The sequence below is a fragment of the Sphingomonas sp. Ell38C01 genome (assembly GCF_055231975.1).
The window spans coordinates 398,506-419,127 of record NZ_JBUYVA010000001.1; the positions used below are offsets into that span (position 1 = coordinate 398,506).

Genomic DNA, 20,622 nt, shown 5'->3' on the forward strand with positions numbered 1-20,622 from the left:
GCCGCGATGCGGGCCGTCCTTCGACACGCTCAGGGCGAACGGGAGTCTGGAGCATTCTGGTTCTCGCCCTCCTCGCCGGCCCCGCGGTCGCGCAGGACATGCCCGCGACGCCGCTGACGCCCCCGGCCACGCAGGGCGTAACCCAGGGCGCCGCCCCCGCCACCGGCCAGGCCCCGCCCCCGCTCGAGGTGTCGGTCACCGGCGGTATCTCCGCGCCGATGCCGATCGCGATTCCCGTGATGCCCACCGTCGCGGTCCAGTCGACGCCCGCGGGCTCCACCGACGAACTCGGCCGCAAGCTCGCCGAGATCGTCACGAACGACCTGAAGAACTCCGGCCTCTTCACCCCGCTCCAGCCCGCGCAGTTGCGCAGCGTGATCTTCCCCGAAGTCACCGCGCCCGCGTTCGACTATTGGGGCGGGTCGGGTGCGCAGGCGCTCGTCCAGGGGTTCGTCCGCGCGAACGGTGACGGCACGCTGACGGTCGGCTGCTATCTCTACGACGTGTCCGCGCGCACCGAACTGGTGCGACAGGGCTTCGTCGTCCCGCCGTCGGACTGGCGCCGCGCCGCGCACAAATGCGCCGACACGGTCTATACCCGCCTCACCGGCGAAGGCCCCTATTTCGACAGCCGCGTCGCCTATGTCTCGGAGACCGGCCCGAAGAACCGCCGCATCAAGCGGCTCGCGATCATGGATCAGGACGGCGCCAACCACCGCTTCCTGACGGCGGGCCAGTCGATCGTGCTCACCCCGCGCTTCGCGCCGCAGCAGCAGTCGATCGTGTATATGAGCTACGTCAACGATCGCCCGTCGATCTACGTCTACGACATCGGCTCGCAGAAGCAGCGCCTTGTCGTGTCGGGGGACCGGCTGACGTTCGCGCCGCGCTTCTCCCCCGATGGCCGCTCCATCCTGTTCTCGATGGCGCAGGGCGGCAACACCGACATCTACCGCGTCTCGTCGCAAGGCGGCACGCCGCAGCGGCTGACGACCTCGCCCGGGATCGACACCGGCGGCAGCTACTCCCCCGACGGATCGCGCATCGTGTTCGAGAGCGACCGCTCGGGCGGGCAGCAGATCTACGTGATGAACGCGGACGGCTCGAACCAGCAGCGGATCAGCTTCGGCGGCGGGCGCTACGCCACCCCGGTCTGGAGCCCGCGCGGCGACCTGATCGCGTTCACCAAATTGCAGGGCGCGTTCCGCATCGGCATCATGTCGCCCAGCGGCGGGGGGGAGAAGCTGCTGACCAACAGCTGGCAGGACGAGGGGCCAAGCTGGTCCCCCAACGGCCGGGTCCTGATGTTCTACCGCCAGGGCCAGGGCAGCGCGGGCCGCGCGGACCTGTGGTCGGTCGACCTGACCGGCGTCAACGAGCGCAAGGTGCCCACCCCGCTCGACGGTTCGGACCCGGCCTGGGGTCCGTTGCGGCCGTAAGGGGGACCTTTCTCCGACCGGATATGTTACTGGGGGCAGTAACGGGGACGAAACGATCACCACCGGGAGTTCCGAAGATGGCCAAATTCTCCACCACCCTGCTTCTCGCGACCGCGCTGCTCGCGACCGCCGCCTGCTCGAAGAAGCGCCCGCAGGTGCTGCCCCCCGCGCCCGGCGAACAGCCGGTCGGCAATGGCGGGCAGACGGGCCCCGGCACCGGCATGGACGGCGCGGTCGTCCCCGGCTCGTCGGCGGATTTCAAGCGCACGGTCACCAGCGACACCGTCAATTTCGGGCTCGACCAGTCCGACGTCGACGACACCGCGCGCGCGATCCTCGATTCGCAGGCGGCGTGGCTGACGAAATATCCCGACGTCCGCATCACGCTCGAAGGCCATGCCGACGAGCGCGGCACCCGCGAGTACAACCTCGCGCTCGGCGACAAGCGCGCCAATGCGGCAAAGAACTATCTCGCCGCGCGCGGCATCGCGCCCACGCGGATCACCACGATCAGCTACGGCAAGGAACGCCCCGTCGCGCTCGGTTCGGACGAGGCCAGCTGGGCACAGAATCGCCGCGCGGTCACGGTCGTGCTGAACTGATACCTGCCCTCCCGTCACCCCGGACTTGATCCGGGGTCCCGCGTCTTCCGAGCGACCGGCTGGAAGCGGGACCCCGGCCAAGGCCGGGAAGACGTCGAAGCGTTCACCCTAACGCCGCATCCAGCATCTTCGCCAGCCGCAGGCCGCCGCGCTCCACCTCCAGCCGCGCGGCGGGCACCATCCTCGCGATCGTCGCCGCGTCGAGCGTCACCCGCGCGGGCGTCGGCGCGCACGGATCGCCGCCCAGCGCATTGGCATAGGTCACGTCGTGCGCCACCTGCCAGCTCTCGCGACTCCAGTCGGTCACGCTCCCCGCCGCGACCTGCCGCCGTACCGCCGCGGGATAGCGCTTTACCAGCGGTCCCCCACTCGTGATCGCGCGCTCGGCGAGCAACCCGTCCCACACCGAATGCAGGTTCAGCCGCGGCGGCGCGTACACGCCGTACGCCGTCTTGACGTCGTTCCCGCCCTTGTCGTGCTTGTCCCCCGCATGGAGCGGCTGGTGGAGATCGCCGACGAAGTGGATCAGGAACGCCAGCGCCTGCACCCGGTCCTTCGCCGGCAGCCGCCGGTCCTTCAATCGCTTCGCCTGCACCTCCACCTGCGCGGACACGCAGTCGCCGTCCTTGCAAGCGGGCGTCAGGTCGAACGGCCGGCAGATGTCGACATTCTGGTAATGCCAGGAATAGGCATAGCCGAACCGCGACTTGCCGTCCGCGCCCTTCAGCGGCTTGATGCAATCCGCCCACACGCTCGCCTCCGCCATCGTGCGCGCGGGACATTCGGGGGTATCGAGCAGCGCCTGCTTGGCGAGTAAGGCGCGGATCGCGGATCGCGTCCGCGGCGTCACATTGGCCTCGGCGATCCTTGCGATCGTTTCATGGCCATATTCCCAATAGGCCGCGGCCGGGGTGGCGGACAGCGTGGCGAGGCACGCGGCGGCAAGGGCGAGGAAGCGCTTCATGCCGCATCTTAGCTCCGTTGCCCGTGGCGCGCGAGCGGACAATCCCATTCCCGGCATACCGGTGACGGATCAATCCCCCACCATCGCGCACAGCCGCTCGACAGCGTCCGCGAACTCCAGCTTGAAGTCCTGCACCACCTGCCCCGCCCCGCGCACCTGCTCGACCAGCCCCACGCCCTGCCCGACGAAATAGGTCACCAGCTCGCGTGCCTCCACGTCGCCGCGCTCCGCCGCTCGATCCGCGGCGCGCAAGGCCGGTTCGCTGATGAGGCTCTGGTACGGCATCGGCAGCGCGCCGGGGGACCCCGGCCCCTCCCACGCCTCGGTCCAGGCGGAGCGCAACTGGCGCGAGGGCTTGCCCGTCCGCCCCTTGGACCGCACCGTATCGCGCGAGGTCGCCGCCACCATCTTCGCGCGGAACGTCTCGCTCGTCTCCGCCTCCGGCGTCGCGAGCCAGACGGAGCCGGTCCACACGCCGTGCGCCCCCATCGCCATCGCGCCCGCCATCTGCGCGCCCGTCATGATCCCGCCCGCGGCTAGCACGGGCACGTCCGGCCCCACCGCGCGGATCACCTCGGGCACCAGCACCAGCGTCGACACCTCGCCGCAATGCCCGCCCGCCTCTCCGCCCTGAACGACGAGGATGTCGACGCCCGCCGCCACCTGCCGCAGTGCATGTTCCTTCGCGCCGACCAGCGCGGCGACGGGCACGCCGTGCGCGCGCCCCATGTCGATCATGGCTTTGGGCGGCACCCCCAGCGCGTTGGCGATCAGCTTGATCGGATGCCGGAACGCGACCTCGAGCATCGCCAGCGCCACGTCGGGGTCGAACGGCGCCGCGCCGTCGCGCGCCTCGCGCTCGGGCATCGTCACATGATGCTTCGCCAGCAGATCGCCGACGAACGCGCGGTGCCCGGCGGGCACCTTCTCGTCGAGCGTCCGCCGCGACGTCCCGGCGCCTGCGGCGTAATTCTCCGGGATCAGCACGTCGAGGCCATAGGGCTTGCCGTCGACATGCGCGTCGATCCACGCCAGCTCGGCCTCGAGGCTCTCGAGCGTGTGCGCGGTCGCGCCGAACACCCCGAACCCGCCCGCGCGGCTCACCGCCGCCACCACGTCGCGGCAATGGCTGAAGGCGAGCAGCGGAAAGTCGATCCCCAGCAGATCGCAGATCGGTGACTTCATGCGTCCATCCTCCATATCCGGTCGTCGCCCTCGGCGACGATCGTCCCGGTCACGCCCACCGGCTCGCGCACCCCGTTGGTCAGGAAGGCGACCATCGCGGTGCCCTCGACCCTGGCCAGCGTCCGCGCACCCGTGGGCGTCCGCGCGACGATCACCCCGCCCTTTGCGGACCCGTCGCGTGCATAGAATACGGTGTAGGTCTCGATCGTCGCCGGCCCGGCATGGTCCTTCGCCAGCGGCGGCACGGCGCCGCGCGCCGCATCCGCCTCGCGCTGCACGTCGAAGTCGTGCGCCGTCCCCGCGCCGGGCAGCGGGTGCGTCGACAGTGCAATCGCGTGGCTGTGCGTCGCGAACCCGCCATTGGCGAACAGCAGTCCCGTCTCGTTCCCGCCGCCGCGCAGCGCGACGACCATCTCCGCGACGGCATGGCTCATGTAATTGCCGATCGGCCCACCCCCGAAGGTCAGCCCGCCGAACACCGTCGCCGCGCGCTCCGCGGGCCACCCGATCACGCGCCGCGCCATCTTGGGCACGCAGGGGAAACACGAATAAAGCTCGACCAGATCGATGTCGTCGATCGTCAGCGCGTTCCATGCGAGCGCGCGCTCCAGCACCACGCGCATGCTCGCCGAAGCATCGTAGCGGTCGCGCGCGAGGATGTCGTCGGGCTCGTGCGCGCCCGCCCCGCGCCCGACATACACGAGCTCGCGCTCCGGCACCCCTCGCCGCCGCGCCTCGGCGAGACTCGTGACGAGGAACGCCGCGCCCTGGTTCACGCTCGAATTGGCGACCATCAGCTTGGTATAGGGAAACGCGATCCGCCGGTTGTCCGCGGTCGCCTCGACGATCGCGTCTGCCGGGCGGGGCTGGCGGATCCACGCCGCGGGTGTCCGCGCCGCCACCTCGGAGAAGCGCGCCCAGATCTCGCCCGATTCCGCCTGCCCCTCCGCCAGCGTCTGTCGCCATGCGGCGCGTGCGGCATTCTCGTACAGTGGATAGACGTCGACCGGAGTCGTCAGCCCGTGGCGCTGGCGATAGCCGGGCGCACGCCTCTCGGAGAGCTTGCGCAGCGGGTTCTGTGCCGCGAGGTCGGTCTTCGCCGCCAGTGCCGCGCGCTGGCTGGCGGTGCGCAGCGCCTCGCCCCCCGCCACCGCGGCGATCGTCGCCTCCCCGCGCGCGATCCGGTTGGCGGCTTCGTTGAGCAGCACCGTCGGGCTGTCGCCGTTCGGCCCGTCCGATTCGTACGCGATGGCGGGCGAGGCGCCGATCGCCGCCGCCAGCGTGCCGACGAGCGGATTGTCCTGCCAGAAGCTGATCTGCTGCACCACCGCGAGCGAATCGAGCGCCGCGAGCCACCCGCCCCCGGCGTCGCGATCCGCCTCTTCGAGTGCCGCGCGCATCAGCCCCAGCGAATCGAGCCCGGCGGCGGGATCCGCGGGTCGATCGTTGACCTGGCCGACACCGACGATGACGGCGACGCGCTCGGGATTGGCCTCCGTCATCGTGCCGTCCATACCGGCGCGCGCTTCTCCGCGAATGCCCGCGGCCCCTCGCGCGAATCCGCGCTGGTGAAGACCGTCTTCGTCTCCGCGCGGTTGAGCGCCCAGCTTGCCTCCTCGCGCGCGATCCGCCCGTCCGCGATCCCCGCCGCGACGCGCTTCGACGCCTGCACCGAGATCGGCGCGTTGACCGCCACCCGCTCCGCCAAGGCGAACGCCGCGTCGAGCAGCCCCTCGCGCGGGCTCAGCGCGTTGACCAGCCCCAGCGCCAGCGCGCGCTCCGCGGGAATGGGATCGCCCGTCAGCAGCATCTCCATCGCGACCTTGCGCGGCAGCTGGTCGACCAGCCGGAACGCGCCGCCCGCCGCCGCGAACAGCCCGCGCTTGGGCTCGGGCAACCCGAACCGCGCGGTATCGACCGCGACCGCCAGATCGCACGCCAGCGCGATCTCCAGCCCCCCGCCCAGCGCATCGCCGTTGACGCACGCGATCACCGGCGTCGAGATCGCATGGCTGACGATCCCCGCGAACCCCCACGCCGCCTTCACCGCATCGTCGGGCGCCAGCCGCTCGCCGCGGGACAGCGCGACCAGGTCCGCGCCCGCACAGAACGCCTTGTCCCCCGCGCCCGTCACGATCACGCAGCGCACCTCCGGGTCCGCATCCGCCGCCGCCAGCGCGTCGCCGACGCCTTCATGGACGAGCGCGTTGACCGCGTTGCGCGCCTCCGGCCGGTCGATCGTCACGAGCATCACATGCCCGCGCCGCTCGACCTTTACCGCGTCGTTCCCCGATGCGCTCATTGTCCTAAATCCTCATGCTGGCTGGTCGATCACGCCGTCGCGTTCGAGCGCGGCGATGGTGTCGGCATCGAGCGCGAGCCAGTCGCGCAGCACCGCGCGGCTATGCTCGCCGATACGCGGCGCGGGGCGCTGGTCGGGCGGCGGCAGCGTCTCGCTGCGTGCGGGGGCCGCCTCGACATGCACGGCATGCCCGATCAGCGGGTGCGTCGCCTCGCGAAACGTGCCGAGCGCCGCGAATTGCGGCTGTGCGGGCAGTTCGACGACACGCAGCATCATGCCCGCCGGTACGCCGGCGTCCTGCAATATCGTCATGACGTCGGCGGGCGCGCGCGTCCCGGTCCACGCGCCCAGCGCCGCGTCGATCGCCCCGCGCGCCGCGACGCGCTCGCCCCGCGTCCACGTCGCGTCGAGCCCCGGCACGACGCCCGCGAGAGCGCGCCAGTCGGCATCGCCCTCGATCGTCACCGCGCACCATTCGTCGTCGCCGGCACAGGCGAACAGCCCCCACGGGGCGTCGCGCGGAATGTCGATCGGTTGCCCCAGCGACGCCGCCGCGATGTCCGCCGCCATGTGCGCCAGCATCACCTCCGCCTGCGCCACGCTCGCATTGCCGCCCCGCCCGCCGCGCCACCGCCGGATCAGCAGCGCCAGCGCGCCGACCGCACCGATGCGCGCCGCGACGTGATCGGGATAGACGGTGAAGCCGTCGCTGAAGCTCTCGGGCTCGCCATCATACGTCCACCGCGCCGTCAACCCCGCCGAACATCGTACCAGCGGCCCGTAGCCGAGCCGCCCGCTCCAGGGCCCGCTCGCACCGAACGCCGAGCTGTCGACGGTCACCAGCCGCGGATTGGCCGCCGCCAGAGTCGCCGCGTCGAACCCCAGCTTCGCGAGCGTGCCGGGCTTGAAGTTCGACAGCAGCACGTCCGCCTCGCCCACCAGCGCCAGGAACCGCGCCTTGCCCGCCGTTGATCGCAGGTCGAGCGACAGCCCGCGCTTGTTGCGGTGCCCGGCCGCGAAGGTGATCGACACGGGGGCGTCGTCGCGCGACTGGCGCTGCCCGTCGGGGTTCGACGCATGCTCCACCTTGACGACGTCCGCGCCCATGTCCGCCAGCAGCCGCCCCGTCTCCGCCCCGACGACGATGATGCCGAGGTCGAGCACCTTCACCCCGTCGAGCGGGCGTGTCGCCGCGGGAAGCGTGGGCCACGTCACGCGCGACGCCACGCGTTCGCGCGGACCGGCGCGCCGCCCGTCGATCACCAGCACGCCGTCCGGAACCCGCGCGGTGACGCCGGAGGCCAGGTCTGCCGATGCGATCGCCGCGCGCGCGCGCACCTGCTCGGTCGCGATCGCTTCGCCGAGCGACAGGACCCCCGCGGCGGGGACGCCGTGCCTCACCGAGCCCGCCTCGATCTCCGCGCGCGTCATCGGCGCTAGGAACGCCGCGATCGCGTCGTGCAACTCAGGTGAGCGGTTCCGCGCCTGGATTGTCGCGAACGCCGGGTCGGCGAACGCCGCGGGCCTGCCCATCCACGCGAACATCCCCGCCCATTGCCGCGGCGCCATGATGCACGTCCGCACGAACCCGTCGGCGCACGCGAAGATCGGATAGCGCCGCCGCTCGTCCATCCGTCCGCGCGCCATCTTCCACAAGGGCACGCCCGATTGCGCGCTGCCCGCGATCCCGAAGCCGGGGTCGAGCGCGGCCATCCCCGCCTCGACCAGCGCGATGTCGATACGGTCGCCGCGTCCGGTCCGCAGCCGCTGGACGACCGCGACCAGCGCGAGATACGCCGCCTGCGCCGCCGCGCAGTGCAGCGTCAGCTCGCCCGGCGGCAGCAGCGGCGCCCGATCGGGCAGCCCCGAGCGCGCGAGCCCGCCGGTCAACGCGTGCAGCACCGGATCGGTCGCGCGCCACCCCGCCCAGGGCCCGAGCTGCCCGAACGCCGTGATCGACACCACCACCAGCGCGGGGTTCGCGCGCCGCAAGCCAGGCACGTCGAGCGCCGCCGCCTCGGGCGATCCCGGCACGCACGTCTCGATCAGCAGGTCCGCGTCGCGCACCATCGTCTCGAACGCCGCGCGATCGACCGCGACCACGCGCTTGCCGAGATCGTGGACCGCCGCGTCGATATCGACTCCGCCGACGATACGCCCGCCAGCGTCGCCCGCCGGCGCGATGCGCGTCACCTCGGCGCCCAGTTCCCCCAGCAATCGCGCGGTTGCCGCCAGCGCGCCCGCCGCGCAGTCGATCACGCGCAATCCCGCCAGCGGCAAGTCCACTGCCTCGTCCTGCCGCTCGCGATCCGCGTACGCCACCCACGCTCTCCTGTCGCGGGCCCTGGCCCGTCTCAAGCGATGGGTGGACCACCCGGCCGGCCGCTGTCAACGACAGGATAACAGAAGTTATGCCCCCGGGAAGAGCGGGGGCAGCGGTCAGCCGCCGCGCTGCAACGTTACCAGCGCATCCGCCAGCGCCGCATCCTCCGCCGGCGCGATCGGCGCATGATACGCCTCGCGCATCTTCACGATGGTCGCGGTCCACTTCGCTGCGTCCATCGGGGGCTGCTGCGTCAGCATGCCCACCGAATGGCACGCGGTGCACTTCGCGGTGAGACGCTCCCCCGCCGGCGTCGCGGGCAGCGCCGCGCTTTCCTCGGGCAGCACGATCGACACCACCGGCGCCGCCGCGACCACCGGGACCGCCTCACGCGCCTCCCCGACGCGGTGCGTCAGCCACAGCCACGCCCCCGCCAGCACCATCACGATCGCGACCCCGGCCGCAGCGACCCGCGCGCCGATCGTCATGCCGCGCGCACCGCGATCGAGGGCGCGGCGGCATAGAGATACCCGCCCGGGTTCCACACCGCGTCCATCGCCTGCACCGCACCGGCAGTGTTCACCGCGCGCGCCCACATCCGATACCCGCCCGCACGAAGGCCCGGGATCGTCGCCTCCCACAGCCGGAATCCGTATCGCCCCTCATCCGCGCCCAGATGCGCCGCGCGCCACGTCGCGCCCCTGTCCATCGACAGCTCGACGCGCGCGACCGCATGCGCCCCGCCCATCGCCAGCCCGCGGACATAGAAGGGCGATCCCGCCACCACCTGCGTCTCGCGGTCCACGCTCGTGAAGAACGCGCGCGGGCGCATCGTGTGGATCGGCGTCTTGGCGAATTCCTTCGTCCCCGGCGCGACCCCGCCATCGGCGCTCGCGGGGATCATATAGGCCTTGGCCATCCAGTAGCCGTCGTCGGGCGTGGCCAGCACCTCGATGCGGTCGAGCGCCTTGATCCAGTAGGTCGAGAACCAGCCCGGCACGACCAGCCGGCACGGAAAGCCGTTGAGCATCGGCAACGCCGCGCCGTTCATCCGCGTCGCGATCATCACTTCGCCCGCCATCGCGTGGGGGAGGCCAAGCGCCTTGGCGAAGTGCGGCGCCCCCGGCGGCGGCCGGTCCAGCCCCGACACGCGCACCTGCACCGCGCCGGGCGCGACGCCCACCAGATCGAGCACGTCGCGCAGCCGCACGCCTTCCCACAGCGCGTTGCCGATCGCGCCGTCGCCCCACTGCGCACCGGGCACGCGCGGTGTCACCCGCCCGCGGGAATTGCCCGAACACTGGTTGACCGCAGCGATCGCGAACCGCGGCAGGCGTTCCAGCTGCGCCAGCGACAACGCCAGCGGCCGCCGCACCGCGCCGTCGACGCGCAGCCGGAACGTCCGCGTGTCGACCGCGGTCGGGATGTCGGCATAGTGCCAGCGCACGAAGAACCGGTCGTTGGGGGTGAATACCTGCCCGTCCATCGCGGTCATCGGCGTCTCGAGCAGCGGCGCGCGCTCGCGCTGGAGGATCATTGTCCCCTTGCCGGGATACGCGCCCGTCGTCGCGCGCCGGCCGTTGCCGAACCCCAGATCGACGTCCTCGGCACGCGCCGGCAGCGCCAGCCCGGCGCCGCCCAGCCCGATCAGCCCCAGCGCATGGCGGCGATCAAGCATCGCTCATCCCGCCGTTCGCGTCGGGCGACGTCAATAAGCGCGAGCGCTCAAGCATCCTGCGTCAGCGGTGCGAACCGCGCCACCTGCCGTCCCACCAGCCGCAACTGCTCGACCACCGCGGGATCGCTCGCGCCGCCCTCGGCGTCGAACCGGGTGAGCTGCGAATTGATCATCGCCGCGAACGGCGTCGGCCAGCCGCGCAGCGCATGGACGATCGAGCGCAGCGCCGCGATCGTCGATCCCGTCGCCTGCCAGCCATAGGCGGTCGCGATCAGCCCCACCGGCATGTCCGCCAGATACGGCCGCTCCGCATCGCGCGCGGTCTCCTCGAGCAGGTCGAGCGCGTTCTTCACCACGCCCGAGATGCTGCCGTGATACCCCGGCGATGCGATGATGAGCGCGGACGCCTGCCGCACCGTATCGACGAACTCGCGCTCCGCGGGGGTCCGCTCGGGCGCCTTGGGGTCGTACAGCGGCAACCGCGCCATGTCCGCGCCGCCGAACAGCCGCGTACGGAACCCCTGCGCCCCCGCCTCGTCGAGCGCGATCCGCAGCGCGCGCTCGGTGGAAGACACCCCGCCGATGGTGCCGCCGATCCCGACGACGAGGGGTTGCATTGAGTCCTGAGCCACAATCACTCCGTTCGCACTGAGCTTGTCGAAGTGCCGTACTTCTTCGCTCGCGATGTTAGAAGAAAGGACGGGGCTTCGACAAGCTCAGCCCAAACGGATGGCTGGTCACCGCTCCAGCGGCCCGTGTTCGATCCGCGGCAGCACGTGCCGGGCGAACAGGTCCGCCTCCGCCGCGTGGGGATAGCCCGAGAGGATGAACGCCTCGATCCCCATGTCCTGATACATCTGGAGCTTCGCCAGCACCTGGTCGGGATCGCCGACGATCGCCGCGCCGCAGCCGGAGCGCGCGCGCCCCACCCCGGTCCACAGATTCTCCTCGGCATAGCCGTCGTCCGCCGCGCCCTCGCGCAGCGCCGCCTGCGCCGCGACCCCGGTCGAGGTCGAATCGAGCGACTTCGCGCGGATTTGCGCACCCTGCTCGGCGTCCAGCTTCGACAGCAGCCGGTCGGCATAGGTCCGCGCCTCGGCCTCGGTATCGCGCACGATCACATGGGCGCGATAGCCGAAGCGCAGCGTGCGGCCGTGCGCCGCGGCGCGCGCGCGCATGTCGGCGATGATCGCGGCGACCGTCTCCTTCTTGTCGGGCCACATCAGGAACACGTCGCAGCCCTTGGCCGCCGCCTCGCGCGCGTCGGGGGAGAGCCCACCGAAATAGAGCAGCGGCGCCTTGCCGTCGACGGTGCCGACGCGCGGCGGATCGACCTTCAGCTTCCAGAACTCCCCATCATGGTCGAGCGATTCGCCGCTCAGCAGCGTCTTGAGGATCCGCATCGCCTCGACCGTGCGCGCATAGCGCGGCGCGGACGCCAGCGTCTCGCCGGGCATGTCGGACGAGATGATGTTGACGGTCAGGCGGCCTCCCAGCAGCCGGTCGATCGTCGCGATCAGGCGCGCCAGCTGCGGCGGCCACGTCTCGCCCACGCGCACCGCCATCAACAGCGCCATCCGCCGGAGCATCGGCGCGATCGCCGACGCGAACGCGGTCGTGTCGATCCCCAGCGCATAGCCCGAGGGCAGCAGGATATTGTCGAACCCGCCGCTCTCCGCCTGCAGGACGATGTCGCGGCAATGCTCCCAGCTCGACTTCAGCTTCGCGTCGGGCACGCCCAGGAACTCGTAGTCGTCGTCGCACAGCGCGCTGAACCAGCTGATCTCGCAAGCCCGGTCGTTCACGGCAGTGTCTCCCCCCGCGACGCGACCAGCACGTCGTACCATTCCTGCTTCGTCCACCGCACGGTGAAGACCTCGCGAAGCTCCGCGATCCGCGCGGCGTTCTGCGTGCCGACGATCGGGATCACCTTGGCGGGATGCGCCATGATCCACGCATAGGCCGCCGACGCGCGCGACACGCCCGCGGCCTGCGCCTTGACGTCGAGCGCGGCGGCGACCGCGCATTCCTGCGCGGTCCCCGGCTCCGCGATCCGCCCACCACCGAGCGGAGACCAGGCCAGCACCGCCACGTCGTGCGCCATCGTCCGGTCGAACAGCCCGTTCGTCATCGGTTCGGTCCACAGCGGCGAGAACTCGGGTTGCGTGCTCGCCAGCGGCACCGACAGGAACACGCGCAGCGCCTGCGTCTGCTCGACCGTGTGGTTCGACACCCCGATCGCGCGCACCTTGCCCGACGCCACCATGTCCTCCAGCGTGCGCGCCACCTCCTGCGGGTGCGTCAGGATGTCGGGGCGGTGGATCTGGTAGAGGTCGACCTGGTCGACGCACATCCGCCGCAGCGAATTGTCCAGCGCGAGCATCAGGTAATCGCGCCCCGAATCATATGGCACCGGCGGGGTGATCCCCCCCTTCGTCGCCAGCACCATCGCCTCCCGAAGCTGCGGCGCGTCGGCCAGGATCGTGCCCAGCGCGCTTTCGGCGTCGCCGAACCCCGCCTCGCCGGTGAAGCCGTAGATGTCGGCGGTGTCGAACAGCGTCACCCCCGCCGCGAACGCCGCCTCGATCAGCGCGCGCCCCTCCTCGGGCGCAGCGGTGCCGAAGCGCCACATGCCCCAGGCAATCGGTGAGACCATGATTCCGCTCTTGCCGAGCGGCCTCGAATCGGGCGATAGGGTGATTTCAGACATCGTTGTCATATAAGGACAGGATCCGTGGGAGAGCAAGTGCGTTACGGGCTGGTCGGCACCGGAATGATGGGCGTCGAGCATCTCAACAATCTGGCGGTGACGCCCGGCGCGGTCGTCACCGCGATCGCGGATCCCGTCTCGACCTCGCTCGGATGGGCGACGAAGGCACTCGGCGAAAAAGCCGCCGACGTCCGCCAGTTCGCCGATTCGGCCGCGCTCGCGAAGAGCGGCCTCGTCGACGCGGTGATCGTCGCCAGCCCGAACCACACGCACCGCGACGTGCTGACCCCGCTGTTCGGCGAAGGGATCGCGATCCTGTGCGAGAAGCCGCTCGCCACGACGATCGACGACGCGCGCTGGATCGTCGAGCAGGCGGACGCGGCGGGCACCCCGTTCTGGACCGCGATGGAATATCGCTACATGCCCCCGGCCGCCGAGTTCATCGCGCAGGTCCATGCCGGCAAGGTCGGACGATTGCAGATGCTGTCGATCCGCGAGCACCGCTTCCCGTTCCTCCCCAAGGTCGGCGACTGGAACCGGTTCAGCCGCAACACCGGCGGCACGATGGTCGAGAAATGCTGCCATTTCTTCGATCTGATGCGCTTCATCACGAAGTCGGAGGCGGTGCGCGTCTATTGCTCGGGCGCGATGGACGTGAACCATCTCGACGAGACCTATGCCGGCGAGACGCCCGACATCATCGACAACAGCTACACAACGGTCGATTTCGCCGACGGCACGCGCGCGATGCTCGACCTGTCGATGTTCGCCGACGGCGCGCAGAACCAGGAGGAGATCATTGCGGTCGGCAGCGACGCCCGGCTCGACGTGCTGATCCCCGACGGCACGATCGTCTATTCCCCGCGCGTCGGCTTCATGAACCCCAAGAAGGTCGAGACGCGCGCGGTCCATGTCGACGAAACCGCGCTCGCCGCGGGCAGCCATCACGGCTCCACCTTCTACGAGCATCAGCGCTTCAACGCGGTCGTCCGCGGCGAGGGGCAGGTCGAGGTCACCGCGCGCGATGGCCTGATGGCGGTCGCGATCGGCACCGCCGCCGAGATCAGCGCGCGCGAGAAGCGCGTCGTCGCAATGCGCGAACTCGGATTCTGACGACGAAGCCGGGCTTCGCGCCTGGATAGACCAACCGCGGATGACAACGCGGGACACATATCGATAACCCACCATCAAAGTGGGAATTGGGAGGATGAAACGATGAAGTCGATCTGGATGGCGGGCGCAGCGACGCTCGCGCTGGCCGCAGCCCCCGCATGGGCGCAGGACACCACTACCGCAGGCGTCGGCACCACGGCCCAGACGCCCGCCGCGCCCGAGGATGATTCGCCCGGCGACATCGTCGTCACCGCGCAGAAGCGGTCGGAGCGGTTGCAGGACGTGCCGCTCGCGGTGTCGGTGATCTCGGGCGATGCGATCGCGGCGAAAGGCGCGGTCAATCTCGAGGGCGCGCAATATCTCGTCCCCACGCTCAACTTCCGCAAATCGGGCACCACGATCAACCAGTCGCTGTTCCTGCGCGGCGTCGGCACCTCCACCTTCTCGATCGCGGGCGAGCCCTCGATCTCGACCGTCGTCGACGGCGTCGTCTACAGCCGCGCGGGCGAGGCGTTCAGCGACCTCGTCGATATCGACCGGCTCGAGGTGCTGCGCGGGCCGCAGGGCACGCTGTTCGGCAAGAACACCTCGGCCGGCGTCATCAACATCGTGACGAAGCGCCCGGGCAAGGAGTTCGGCGGGTTCGTCGAGGGCGGCTATTACACCAACGGCAACGAATATCGCGTCCGCGCCGGCGTCGACCTGCCGATCACCGCCACCACCGCGGCGCGCGTCACCGGCTTCTACGGCAATTACGACGGCAACATCCGCAACCAGGCGCAGGGCAACCGCCGCGTCAACGGCTACGAGCATTATGGCGTGCGCGGCATGATCGTGTCGGATCTGACGCCGAACTTCACCGCGACGATCATCGCCGACTATCGCGAATCGAAGGACGATTGCTGCGCCGAGATCATCGGCACCACGCCGACGAACCTCACCGCCACCGTCCTGCCCACCCCGCGCGGCAACGAATCGCGCACGATCAACCAGGATCTCGTCACCCACACCGACGAGAAGAGCTGGGGCGCCTCGCTCCAGACCGACTGGACGCTCGGCACGCAGACGGTGACGTACATCGGCAGCTACCGCGAATACGACAATACCGAGATCCGCGATGGCGACTGGCTGCCCACCGCCTATGTCGGCTTCAACCAGCTGCACGACGTCGGCCCGCAGGTGTCGAACACCTTCACGCAGGAGCTGCGGCTGACGTCGCCGTCGAACCAGTTCTTCAGCTACGTGCTCGGCGCCTATTATTCGCGCGCCTACACGCAGCGTAGCTTCACGCGCAGCGACATCGTCTGCACGCTGACGCCGACGCCTACGGTGCTGACGCCCTGCTCGACCGCGGGCACCACGATCACCCGGCCGACCGGCACCGCGGTGTTCGGCTCCACCTTCAAGAACCTCGCCTTCTTCGGCCAGTCGACGCTGAACTTCACCGACCGCTTCCGCGGCATCGCCGGCTTACGCTACACCGCGGACCAGCTCGACGTGTTCCACACCCGCGTGACGACGCTCGCGGGGCCGGGCATCTCGGCCAGTTTCGGCCCGTTCACCGGCAAGACGACCAACACCAACTGGTCGGGCAAGGCGGGACTCCAGTACGACATCGTACCGCAGTCGACGGTCTACGCCACCTATGCGCGCGGCTACAAAGGCCCCGCGTTCAACATCTTCTACAATCTGAGCGCGACTGGCACGAACGTGATCGAGCCCGAGACCGCGGACAGCTTCGAGGCGGGCCTCAAGAACACGCTGTTCGGCGGCAAGCTCGTCATCAATCTCGCCGCCTATTACGCCAAGTACGACAACTTCCAGGCGAACAACCCCGACGAGGTCGCAGGCGTCCTCGTCACGCGCTTCACCAATGCGGGCAAGATCTCGACCCGCGGCGGCGAGCTGGACCTGTTGTGGCAGCCGGTGCGCGATTTCACCATCTCGGGCGGGCTCGCTTACACCGACGCGCATGTCGACCAGTTCAAGGTGCCGACCAACGGCGTCGTGACCGGCGTCGTCCCCGCGGGCACGACGCTGCCCTATGCGCCCAAGTGGAAGGGCTCGCTCGGCGCCGACTATCGCTGGCGCACCGGGGGCGCGATCGATGTCACGGTCGGCACGCAGACCTCGTACCAGTCGAAGCAGATCTCGCAGCTCGACGCCAATGTCCTCGTCCGCAACGCGACCACGATCCACGGCTACGGCCTGGTCGACCTGTCCGCCGGCCTCGTCGCGGCGAACGATGCGTTCCGCCTGACCTTCCAGGTCAAGAACCTGTTCGACCAGAGCTTCGCCTCCGCGATCACGAGCGGCGGCCCGGGCGGCAGCTACCGCTACATCATCCCGCGCGAGGCGGATCGCTACTATGGCGTGACCGGACGGGTGAACTTTTGAGGGGCGCACAACGCCCACCTTACCGGTTCGCACGAACTCCCACCCCGTTCGCACTGAGCCTGTCGAAGTGCAGTCCTTCTTTTCCAACCTTGGAATAGAAGGACAGGGCTTCGACAAGCTCAGCCCAAACGGAATGGGGATGACGGATAAGGGAAGGCCCCGCGGAGCGATCCGCGGGGCCTTCCCTTATCCGTCATCCCGGACTTGATCCGGGGTCCCGCTTGTCTTTGCTGTCGAAGAAGAAGCGGGATCCCGGATCAAGTCCGGGATGACGATCTCGATGCCCCCTCAATGCGCCATCGCCACCGCGCCCGATCCGTCATCCTCCACCGCCACGATCCGCGGCAGGATCAGCTGCACGATCGCCAGCGCCAGCAGGTACGACACCGAACAGATCGCCAGCAGCGGCCCATAGCCCCACCCCGCCGCGAGGCTCACCGCCGCCAGCTGGATCAGCACGATTGACCACATGTTGCCGCAGAACGCCGCGATCCCGATCGTCGAGCCCACCGCGCGCGCGGGCACGATATCGGTCGCGAGGCCGAACACGTTGGTGGAGAACCCCTGGTGCGCGAACAGCCCCAGCCCCAGCAGAAGCGCCGCGGCCCACGCATTGTCGACAAACATCACCAGCGTCACCGGCAGCACCAGCACCGCGTAGAGCAGCATCGCCCCCTTGCGCGCGCGGTTCACACTCCACCCGCGCGCCATCAGCCGCGTCGGCAGCCACCCGCCGGTCAGCGCGCCCGCCGCCGCCATGACGTACGCCAGCGCGACGGGCAGCCCGACCGTCCCCTGCTGCAACCCGAACATCCGGTGGAACAGGTCGGGCAGCCACGCGAGCATGAAGAACCACACTTGGTCCGACAGCACCTTGGCGATCGCGATCGCGGCGGTCTCGCGCTTCGTCAGCAGTGTGCGCCACGCGATCGGCGCGGGCTTCTCCCCGCTTTCCACCACCGCGGGCACCTTCACCCAGAACCACGCGACGCACCACAACAGTCCCAATCCCCCTGCGAACAGGAACGCCGCCTGCCATCCGAACGCCACCGCCAGCGCGGGGATGACGAGCGGCGTCACGATCGCGCCGACATTGGGCGCGGTGTTGCCCACGCCCAGCGCGATCGATCGCTCCTTCTGCGTGAAATAGGTCGCGGCGGACTTCACCGCCGCTGGCGTCCCGATCGATTCGGCCGCGCCCAGCACGACGCGGCTGGCGATGAACGCGCCGACCGTGGTCGCGAACGCATGCGCCATCCCCGCGACGCTCCACACCGCCACCCCGATCGCGAAGCCCAGCTTCAGCCCGACCCGGTCGATGAACCAGCCGGTGCCGAGAAACGCGACCGCGGCGGACACCTGGAACGCCGACAGCATGTTCGCATAGTCGCGGTCGGACCATTTGAACTCCGCCTCCAGCGTCGGCTTGAGCAGCGCCAGGATCTGCCGGTCGACATAGTTCAGCATGATCGCGAAGAAGACGAGCGCGACGATCAGCCAGCGCGCGCGATTGGAACCGGGGGTCAACGCTCTCTCCCTTTATCGTTCTTTGTTCATGCTGATAACGTTGTCATAGATCGACGGATCGGGCTAGTATCTTTCCACCGTCCGCCATTCCCGCAACAACGGGAAGCCCCTTCTCGAGGAATCGCCTTGGCCGTCCGCACCCGCCCGCTCCCCATGGCCGCCGATCTCTACGGCGATATCGAGCCCAGCCCCAGGGCGACGTGGCGCGGCTATCTCCCCGGTCTCGCGATCGTCGCGGCGGGGACGCTGGCGGCAGGATTCATCTCGGATCACTATGGCGCGCCGCTCACGCTGATGGCGCTGCTGATCGGGCTCGCGCTCAACTTCCTCTCCGCCGATACGCGGCTGACGCCGGGGCTCGCCTTCGCGTCGCGCTCGCTGCTGCGCTGGGGGATCGTGCTGGTGGGGGTGCGCGTCACGTTCGGGCAGATCGTCGCGCTCGGCCCCGTCGCGCTCGTCGCGGTGCTCGCGATCGTCGCGCTGACGATCGGCGTCGGCATCCTCGCCGCGCGCCGCCTGGGGCAGGATACCGCGTTCGGCGTGCTCGCGGGCGGCGCGGTCGCGATCTGCGGCGCGAGTGCCGCGATGGCGCTGGCGACGACGCTGGGGGAGCGCCGCGCCTCGCAGACGCAGCTCACCCTCGTCCTCGTCGGCATCTCGGCGATGAGCGCCACCGCGATGGTCGTCTATCCGCTCGCCGCCCACGCGCTGGCGCTGTCGGACCTGAAGGCGGGGTTCCTGCTCGGCGCGTCGATCCACGACGTCGCGCAGGCACTCGGCGCGGGCTATTCCTATTCCCCCGGCGCGGGCGACGTCGCCGCGATCGTCAAGCTCACCCGCGTCGCGCTGCTCGCGCCCGCGCTCGCGGTGGTCGCGATGTTCCTGCCCAAGGGCACCAGCGGCACCAAGGGCCCGGGCATCCCGTGGTTCGTCGTCGGCTTCTTCGTCCTCGCGGGCGTCAACTCGACGGGCGTGATCCCGACGGTCGCGGCGCATGGCGCGGAAAGGATCGCCGCCGCGCTGCTGGCCGCCGCCGTCACCGCCACCGCGATCCGCTCGCCACTGTCGCAACTGCTCGAAGCCGGCCCGCGCCCGATGTTCGTGATCCTGATCGCGACGGTCGCCGCGTTCGCGCTGTCGCTCGGCGCGGCGCTGCTGCTGATCGGCTGACCACCACCGCCACCCCGTTCGTGCTGAACTTGTCGAAGCACTGCCCTTCTTCTGCAACCGCTGAAAGGAAGGACAGCCCTTCGACAGGCTCAGGGCAAACGGAGCGGGTGCGGCATACTCATCGCCCCACCGCCGCGGTCGACGCCCGCTCGACCAGCTCGAACGGCAGCTCGCGCCGCGCCACCCCGTCCTCCACCGGCGCCAGCAGCAGGTCCGCTGCGGCCCACCCCAGCTCGCGGACCGGCTGGCGGATCGTCGTCAGCGGCGGCCAGACATAGCCCGCCAGCGCGTCGTCGCCGAACCCAGCGACCGAGATCGCCGCCTCCCCCGTCTCAGCCCCCGCCCGGCCCACCGTCAGCCCCGCCGCATGCACCGCGGTCAGCACGCCCGCCGCCATGTCGTCGGAGCCTGCGAAGATCGCGGTCGGCGGCTCCGCCAGCGCCAGCAGCGCCGCCGCCGCGCGCGCGCCGCTCGCGAAATCGAACTCGCCCGGTTGGATCAGCGCCGCGTCGATCGGCAGCCCCGCCGCCAGCATCGCATCCTCGTACCCCGCCCGCCGCTGCGCGCTCGTCGCGAACTCCGCCGGCCCCATCACGTGCGCGATCCGGCGATGCCCGAGCGCCAGCAGGTGCGCCATCATCGTCGCCGCGCCGCGCCGGTTGTCGATGAACACCGCCGACGCCAGCTCGGGCCGGTCCCCCGGCGACACCCGCACGAACCGTACCTGGCGCCGCTCCAGCAGGTCGAGCACGCCGGGGTGATCGCTTGCCGGCGGGGTCAGGATCACGCCATCGAGATGGCTGGTGTCGACCAGCGCCTCGATCTCCCCCAGCAGACCCTTCGATCCGCGATCATAGGGCTGCGCGATCATCCTCACGCCGTCCGCCTCGCACCGATCGCGGATCCCGCGCTGGATCTCGTAGACATAATAGGGGCTCGGATTGTCGCAGATCAGCGCGACCTGGTACGCGCGCCGCCCCGCCAGCGATCGCGCCGCCTGCGACGGGCGGAAATTGAGCGCGGCCACCGCCGCCTCCACCTTCTCGCGGGTGGCGGCGCCGACATAGCGTTCCTTGTTGAGCACCCGGCTCACGGTCTTGATCGACACCCCCGCCGCCGCCGACACGTCCTTGATCGTTGCCCGCAAAGCCCTTTTTCTCCCGGTTCGCGCCCGCTAATGGTCCTCGCACGGCACGCGGGCTTGCGGCAACT

17 protein-coding genes are annotated in these 20,622 nt (G+C 70.2%); 5 read left to right on the forward strand and 12 right to left on the reverse strand.

Annotated elements, in window-relative coordinates:
* Positions 1-98: 98 nt before the first annotated feature.
* Positions 99-1,439: a Tol-Pal system beta propeller repeat protein TolB gene (gene tolB, locus ACV7NO_RS01910; protein WP_463404345.1), complete on the forward strand. Its 1,341-nt coding sequence runs from the start codon at positions 99-101 to the stop codon at positions 1,437-1,439.
* Positions 1,440-1,516: 77 nt separating this feature from the next.
* Positions 1,517-2,041: a peptidoglycan-associated lipoprotein Pal gene (gene pal, locus ACV7NO_RS01915; protein ID WP_463404346.1), complete on the forward strand. Its 525-nt coding sequence runs from the start codon at positions 1,517-1,519 to the stop codon at positions 2,039-2,041.
* 103 nt (positions 2,042-2,144) lie between these two features.
* Here the strand turns inward: pal and ACV7NO_RS01920 are convergent, their stop codons facing one another.
* From ACV7NO_RS01920 to ACV7NO_RS01965, 10 genes are all read right to left on the reverse strand, one after another.
* Positions 2,145-3,005, reverse strand: a complete 861-nt coding sequence (locus ACV7NO_RS01920) for a S1/P1 nuclease (protein WP_463404347.1) — start codon at positions 3,003-3,005, stop codon at positions 2,145-2,147.
* 69 nt (positions 3,006-3,074) lie between these two features.
* On the reverse strand, positions 3,075-4,190 hold the full coding sequence (locus ACV7NO_RS01925; RefSeq protein WP_463404348.1) for an NAD(P)H-dependent flavin oxidoreductase: 1,116 nt from the start codon (positions 4,188-4,190) through the stop codon (positions 3,075-3,077).
* A complete protein-coding gene (locus tag ACV7NO_RS01930) occupies positions 4,187-5,692 on the reverse strand; it encodes an acetyl-CoA acetyltransferase (RefSeq protein ID WP_463404349.1) in 1,506 nt (501 codons plus the stop codon). The genes ACV7NO_RS01925 and ACV7NO_RS01930 overlap by 4 nt, the downstream gene beginning before the upstream one ends.
* Complete coding sequence (locus tag ACV7NO_RS01935) at positions 5,689-6,492, reverse strand: enoyl-CoA hydratase-related protein (RefSeq protein WP_463404350.1); 804 nt, start codon at positions 6,490-6,492, stop codon at positions 5,689-5,691. The genes ACV7NO_RS01930 and ACV7NO_RS01935 overlap by 4 nt, the downstream gene beginning before the upstream one ends.
* Before the next feature lie 12 nt (positions 6,493-6,504).
* Positions 6,505-8,814 (reverse strand): CaiB/BaiF CoA-transferase family protein, encoded by a 2,310-nt coding sequence (locus ACV7NO_RS01940; protein ID WP_463404351.1) that lies wholly within the window; start codon positions 8,812-8,814, stop codon positions 6,505-6,507.
* 117 nt (positions 8,815-8,931) lie between these two features.
* Positions 8,932-9,303: a cytochrome C nitrite reductase gene (locus ACV7NO_RS01945; RefSeq protein WP_463404352.1), complete on the reverse strand. Its 372-nt coding sequence runs from the start codon at positions 9,301-9,303 to the stop codon at positions 8,932-8,934.
* Positions 9,300-10,493 (reverse strand): molybdopterin-dependent oxidoreductase, encoded by a 1,194-nt coding sequence (locus ACV7NO_RS01950; protein WP_463404353.1) that lies wholly within the window; start codon positions 10,491-10,493, stop codon positions 9,300-9,302. Before ACV7NO_RS01950 ends, ACV7NO_RS01945 begins: the two co-directional genes overlap by 4 nt.
* Positions 10,494-10,540: 47 nt before the next feature.
* The gene (locus ACV7NO_RS01955) at positions 10,541-11,110 is read right to left on the reverse strand and encodes an NADPH-dependent FMN reductase (RefSeq protein ID WP_463404354.1); all 570 of its coding nucleotides are present in this window, start codon (positions 11,108-11,110) and stop codon (positions 10,541-10,543) included.
* 120 nt (positions 11,111-11,230) lie between these two features.
* Entirely contained in the window at positions 11,231-12,298 is a 1,068-nt protein-coding gene (locus ACV7NO_RS01960) for an LLM class flavin-dependent oxidoreductase (RefSeq protein WP_463404355.1), read from the reverse strand.
* A complete protein-coding gene (locus ACV7NO_RS01965; RefSeq protein ID WP_463404356.1) occupies positions 12,295-13,203 on the reverse strand; it encodes an aldo/keto reductase in 909 nt (302 codons plus the stop codon). The genes ACV7NO_RS01960 and ACV7NO_RS01965 overlap by 4 nt, the downstream gene beginning before the upstream one ends.
* Before the next feature lie 36 nt (positions 13,204-13,239).
* Here ACV7NO_RS01965 and ACV7NO_RS01970 point away from each other — a divergent pair, with 36 nt between their 5' ends.
* Together ACV7NO_RS01970 and ACV7NO_RS01975 are read left to right on the forward strand one after the other, a co-directional pair.
* A complete protein-coding gene (locus ACV7NO_RS01970; RefSeq protein WP_463407255.1) occupies positions 13,240-14,316 on the forward strand; it encodes a Gfo/Idh/MocA family protein in 1,077 nt (358 codons plus the stop codon).
* 102 nt (positions 14,317-14,418) lie between these two features.
* Positions 14,419-16,713, forward strand: coding sequence for a TonB-dependent receptor (locus ACV7NO_RS01975; protein ID WP_463404357.1), 2,295 nt, complete (start codon positions 14,419-14,421; stop codon positions 16,711-16,713).
* 288 nt (positions 16,714-17,001) lie between these two features.
* Here the strand turns inward: ACV7NO_RS01975 and ACV7NO_RS01980 are convergent, their stop codons facing one another.
* Positions 17,002-18,240 (reverse strand): MFS transporter, encoded by a 1,239-nt coding sequence (locus tag ACV7NO_RS01980; protein WP_463404358.1) that lies wholly within the window; start codon positions 18,238-18,240, stop codon positions 17,002-17,004.
* A 153-nt stretch (positions 18,241-18,393) separates the two neighbouring features.
* Between ACV7NO_RS01980 and ACV7NO_RS01985 the strand changes: the two genes are divergently transcribed.
* Positions 18,394-19,410, forward strand: coding sequence for a YeiH family protein (locus ACV7NO_RS01985; protein ID WP_463407256.1), 1,017 nt, complete (start codon positions 18,394-18,396; stop codon positions 19,408-19,410).
* Between the two features lie 118 nt (positions 19,411-19,528).
* Here the strand turns inward: ACV7NO_RS01985 and ACV7NO_RS01990 are convergent, their stop codons facing one another.
* Positions 19,529-20,557 (reverse strand): LacI family DNA-binding transcriptional regulator, encoded by a 1,029-nt coding sequence (locus ACV7NO_RS01990; protein WP_463404359.1) that lies wholly within the window; start codon positions 20,555-20,557, stop codon positions 19,529-19,531.
* Positions 20,558-20,622 lie beyond the last annotated feature (65 nt).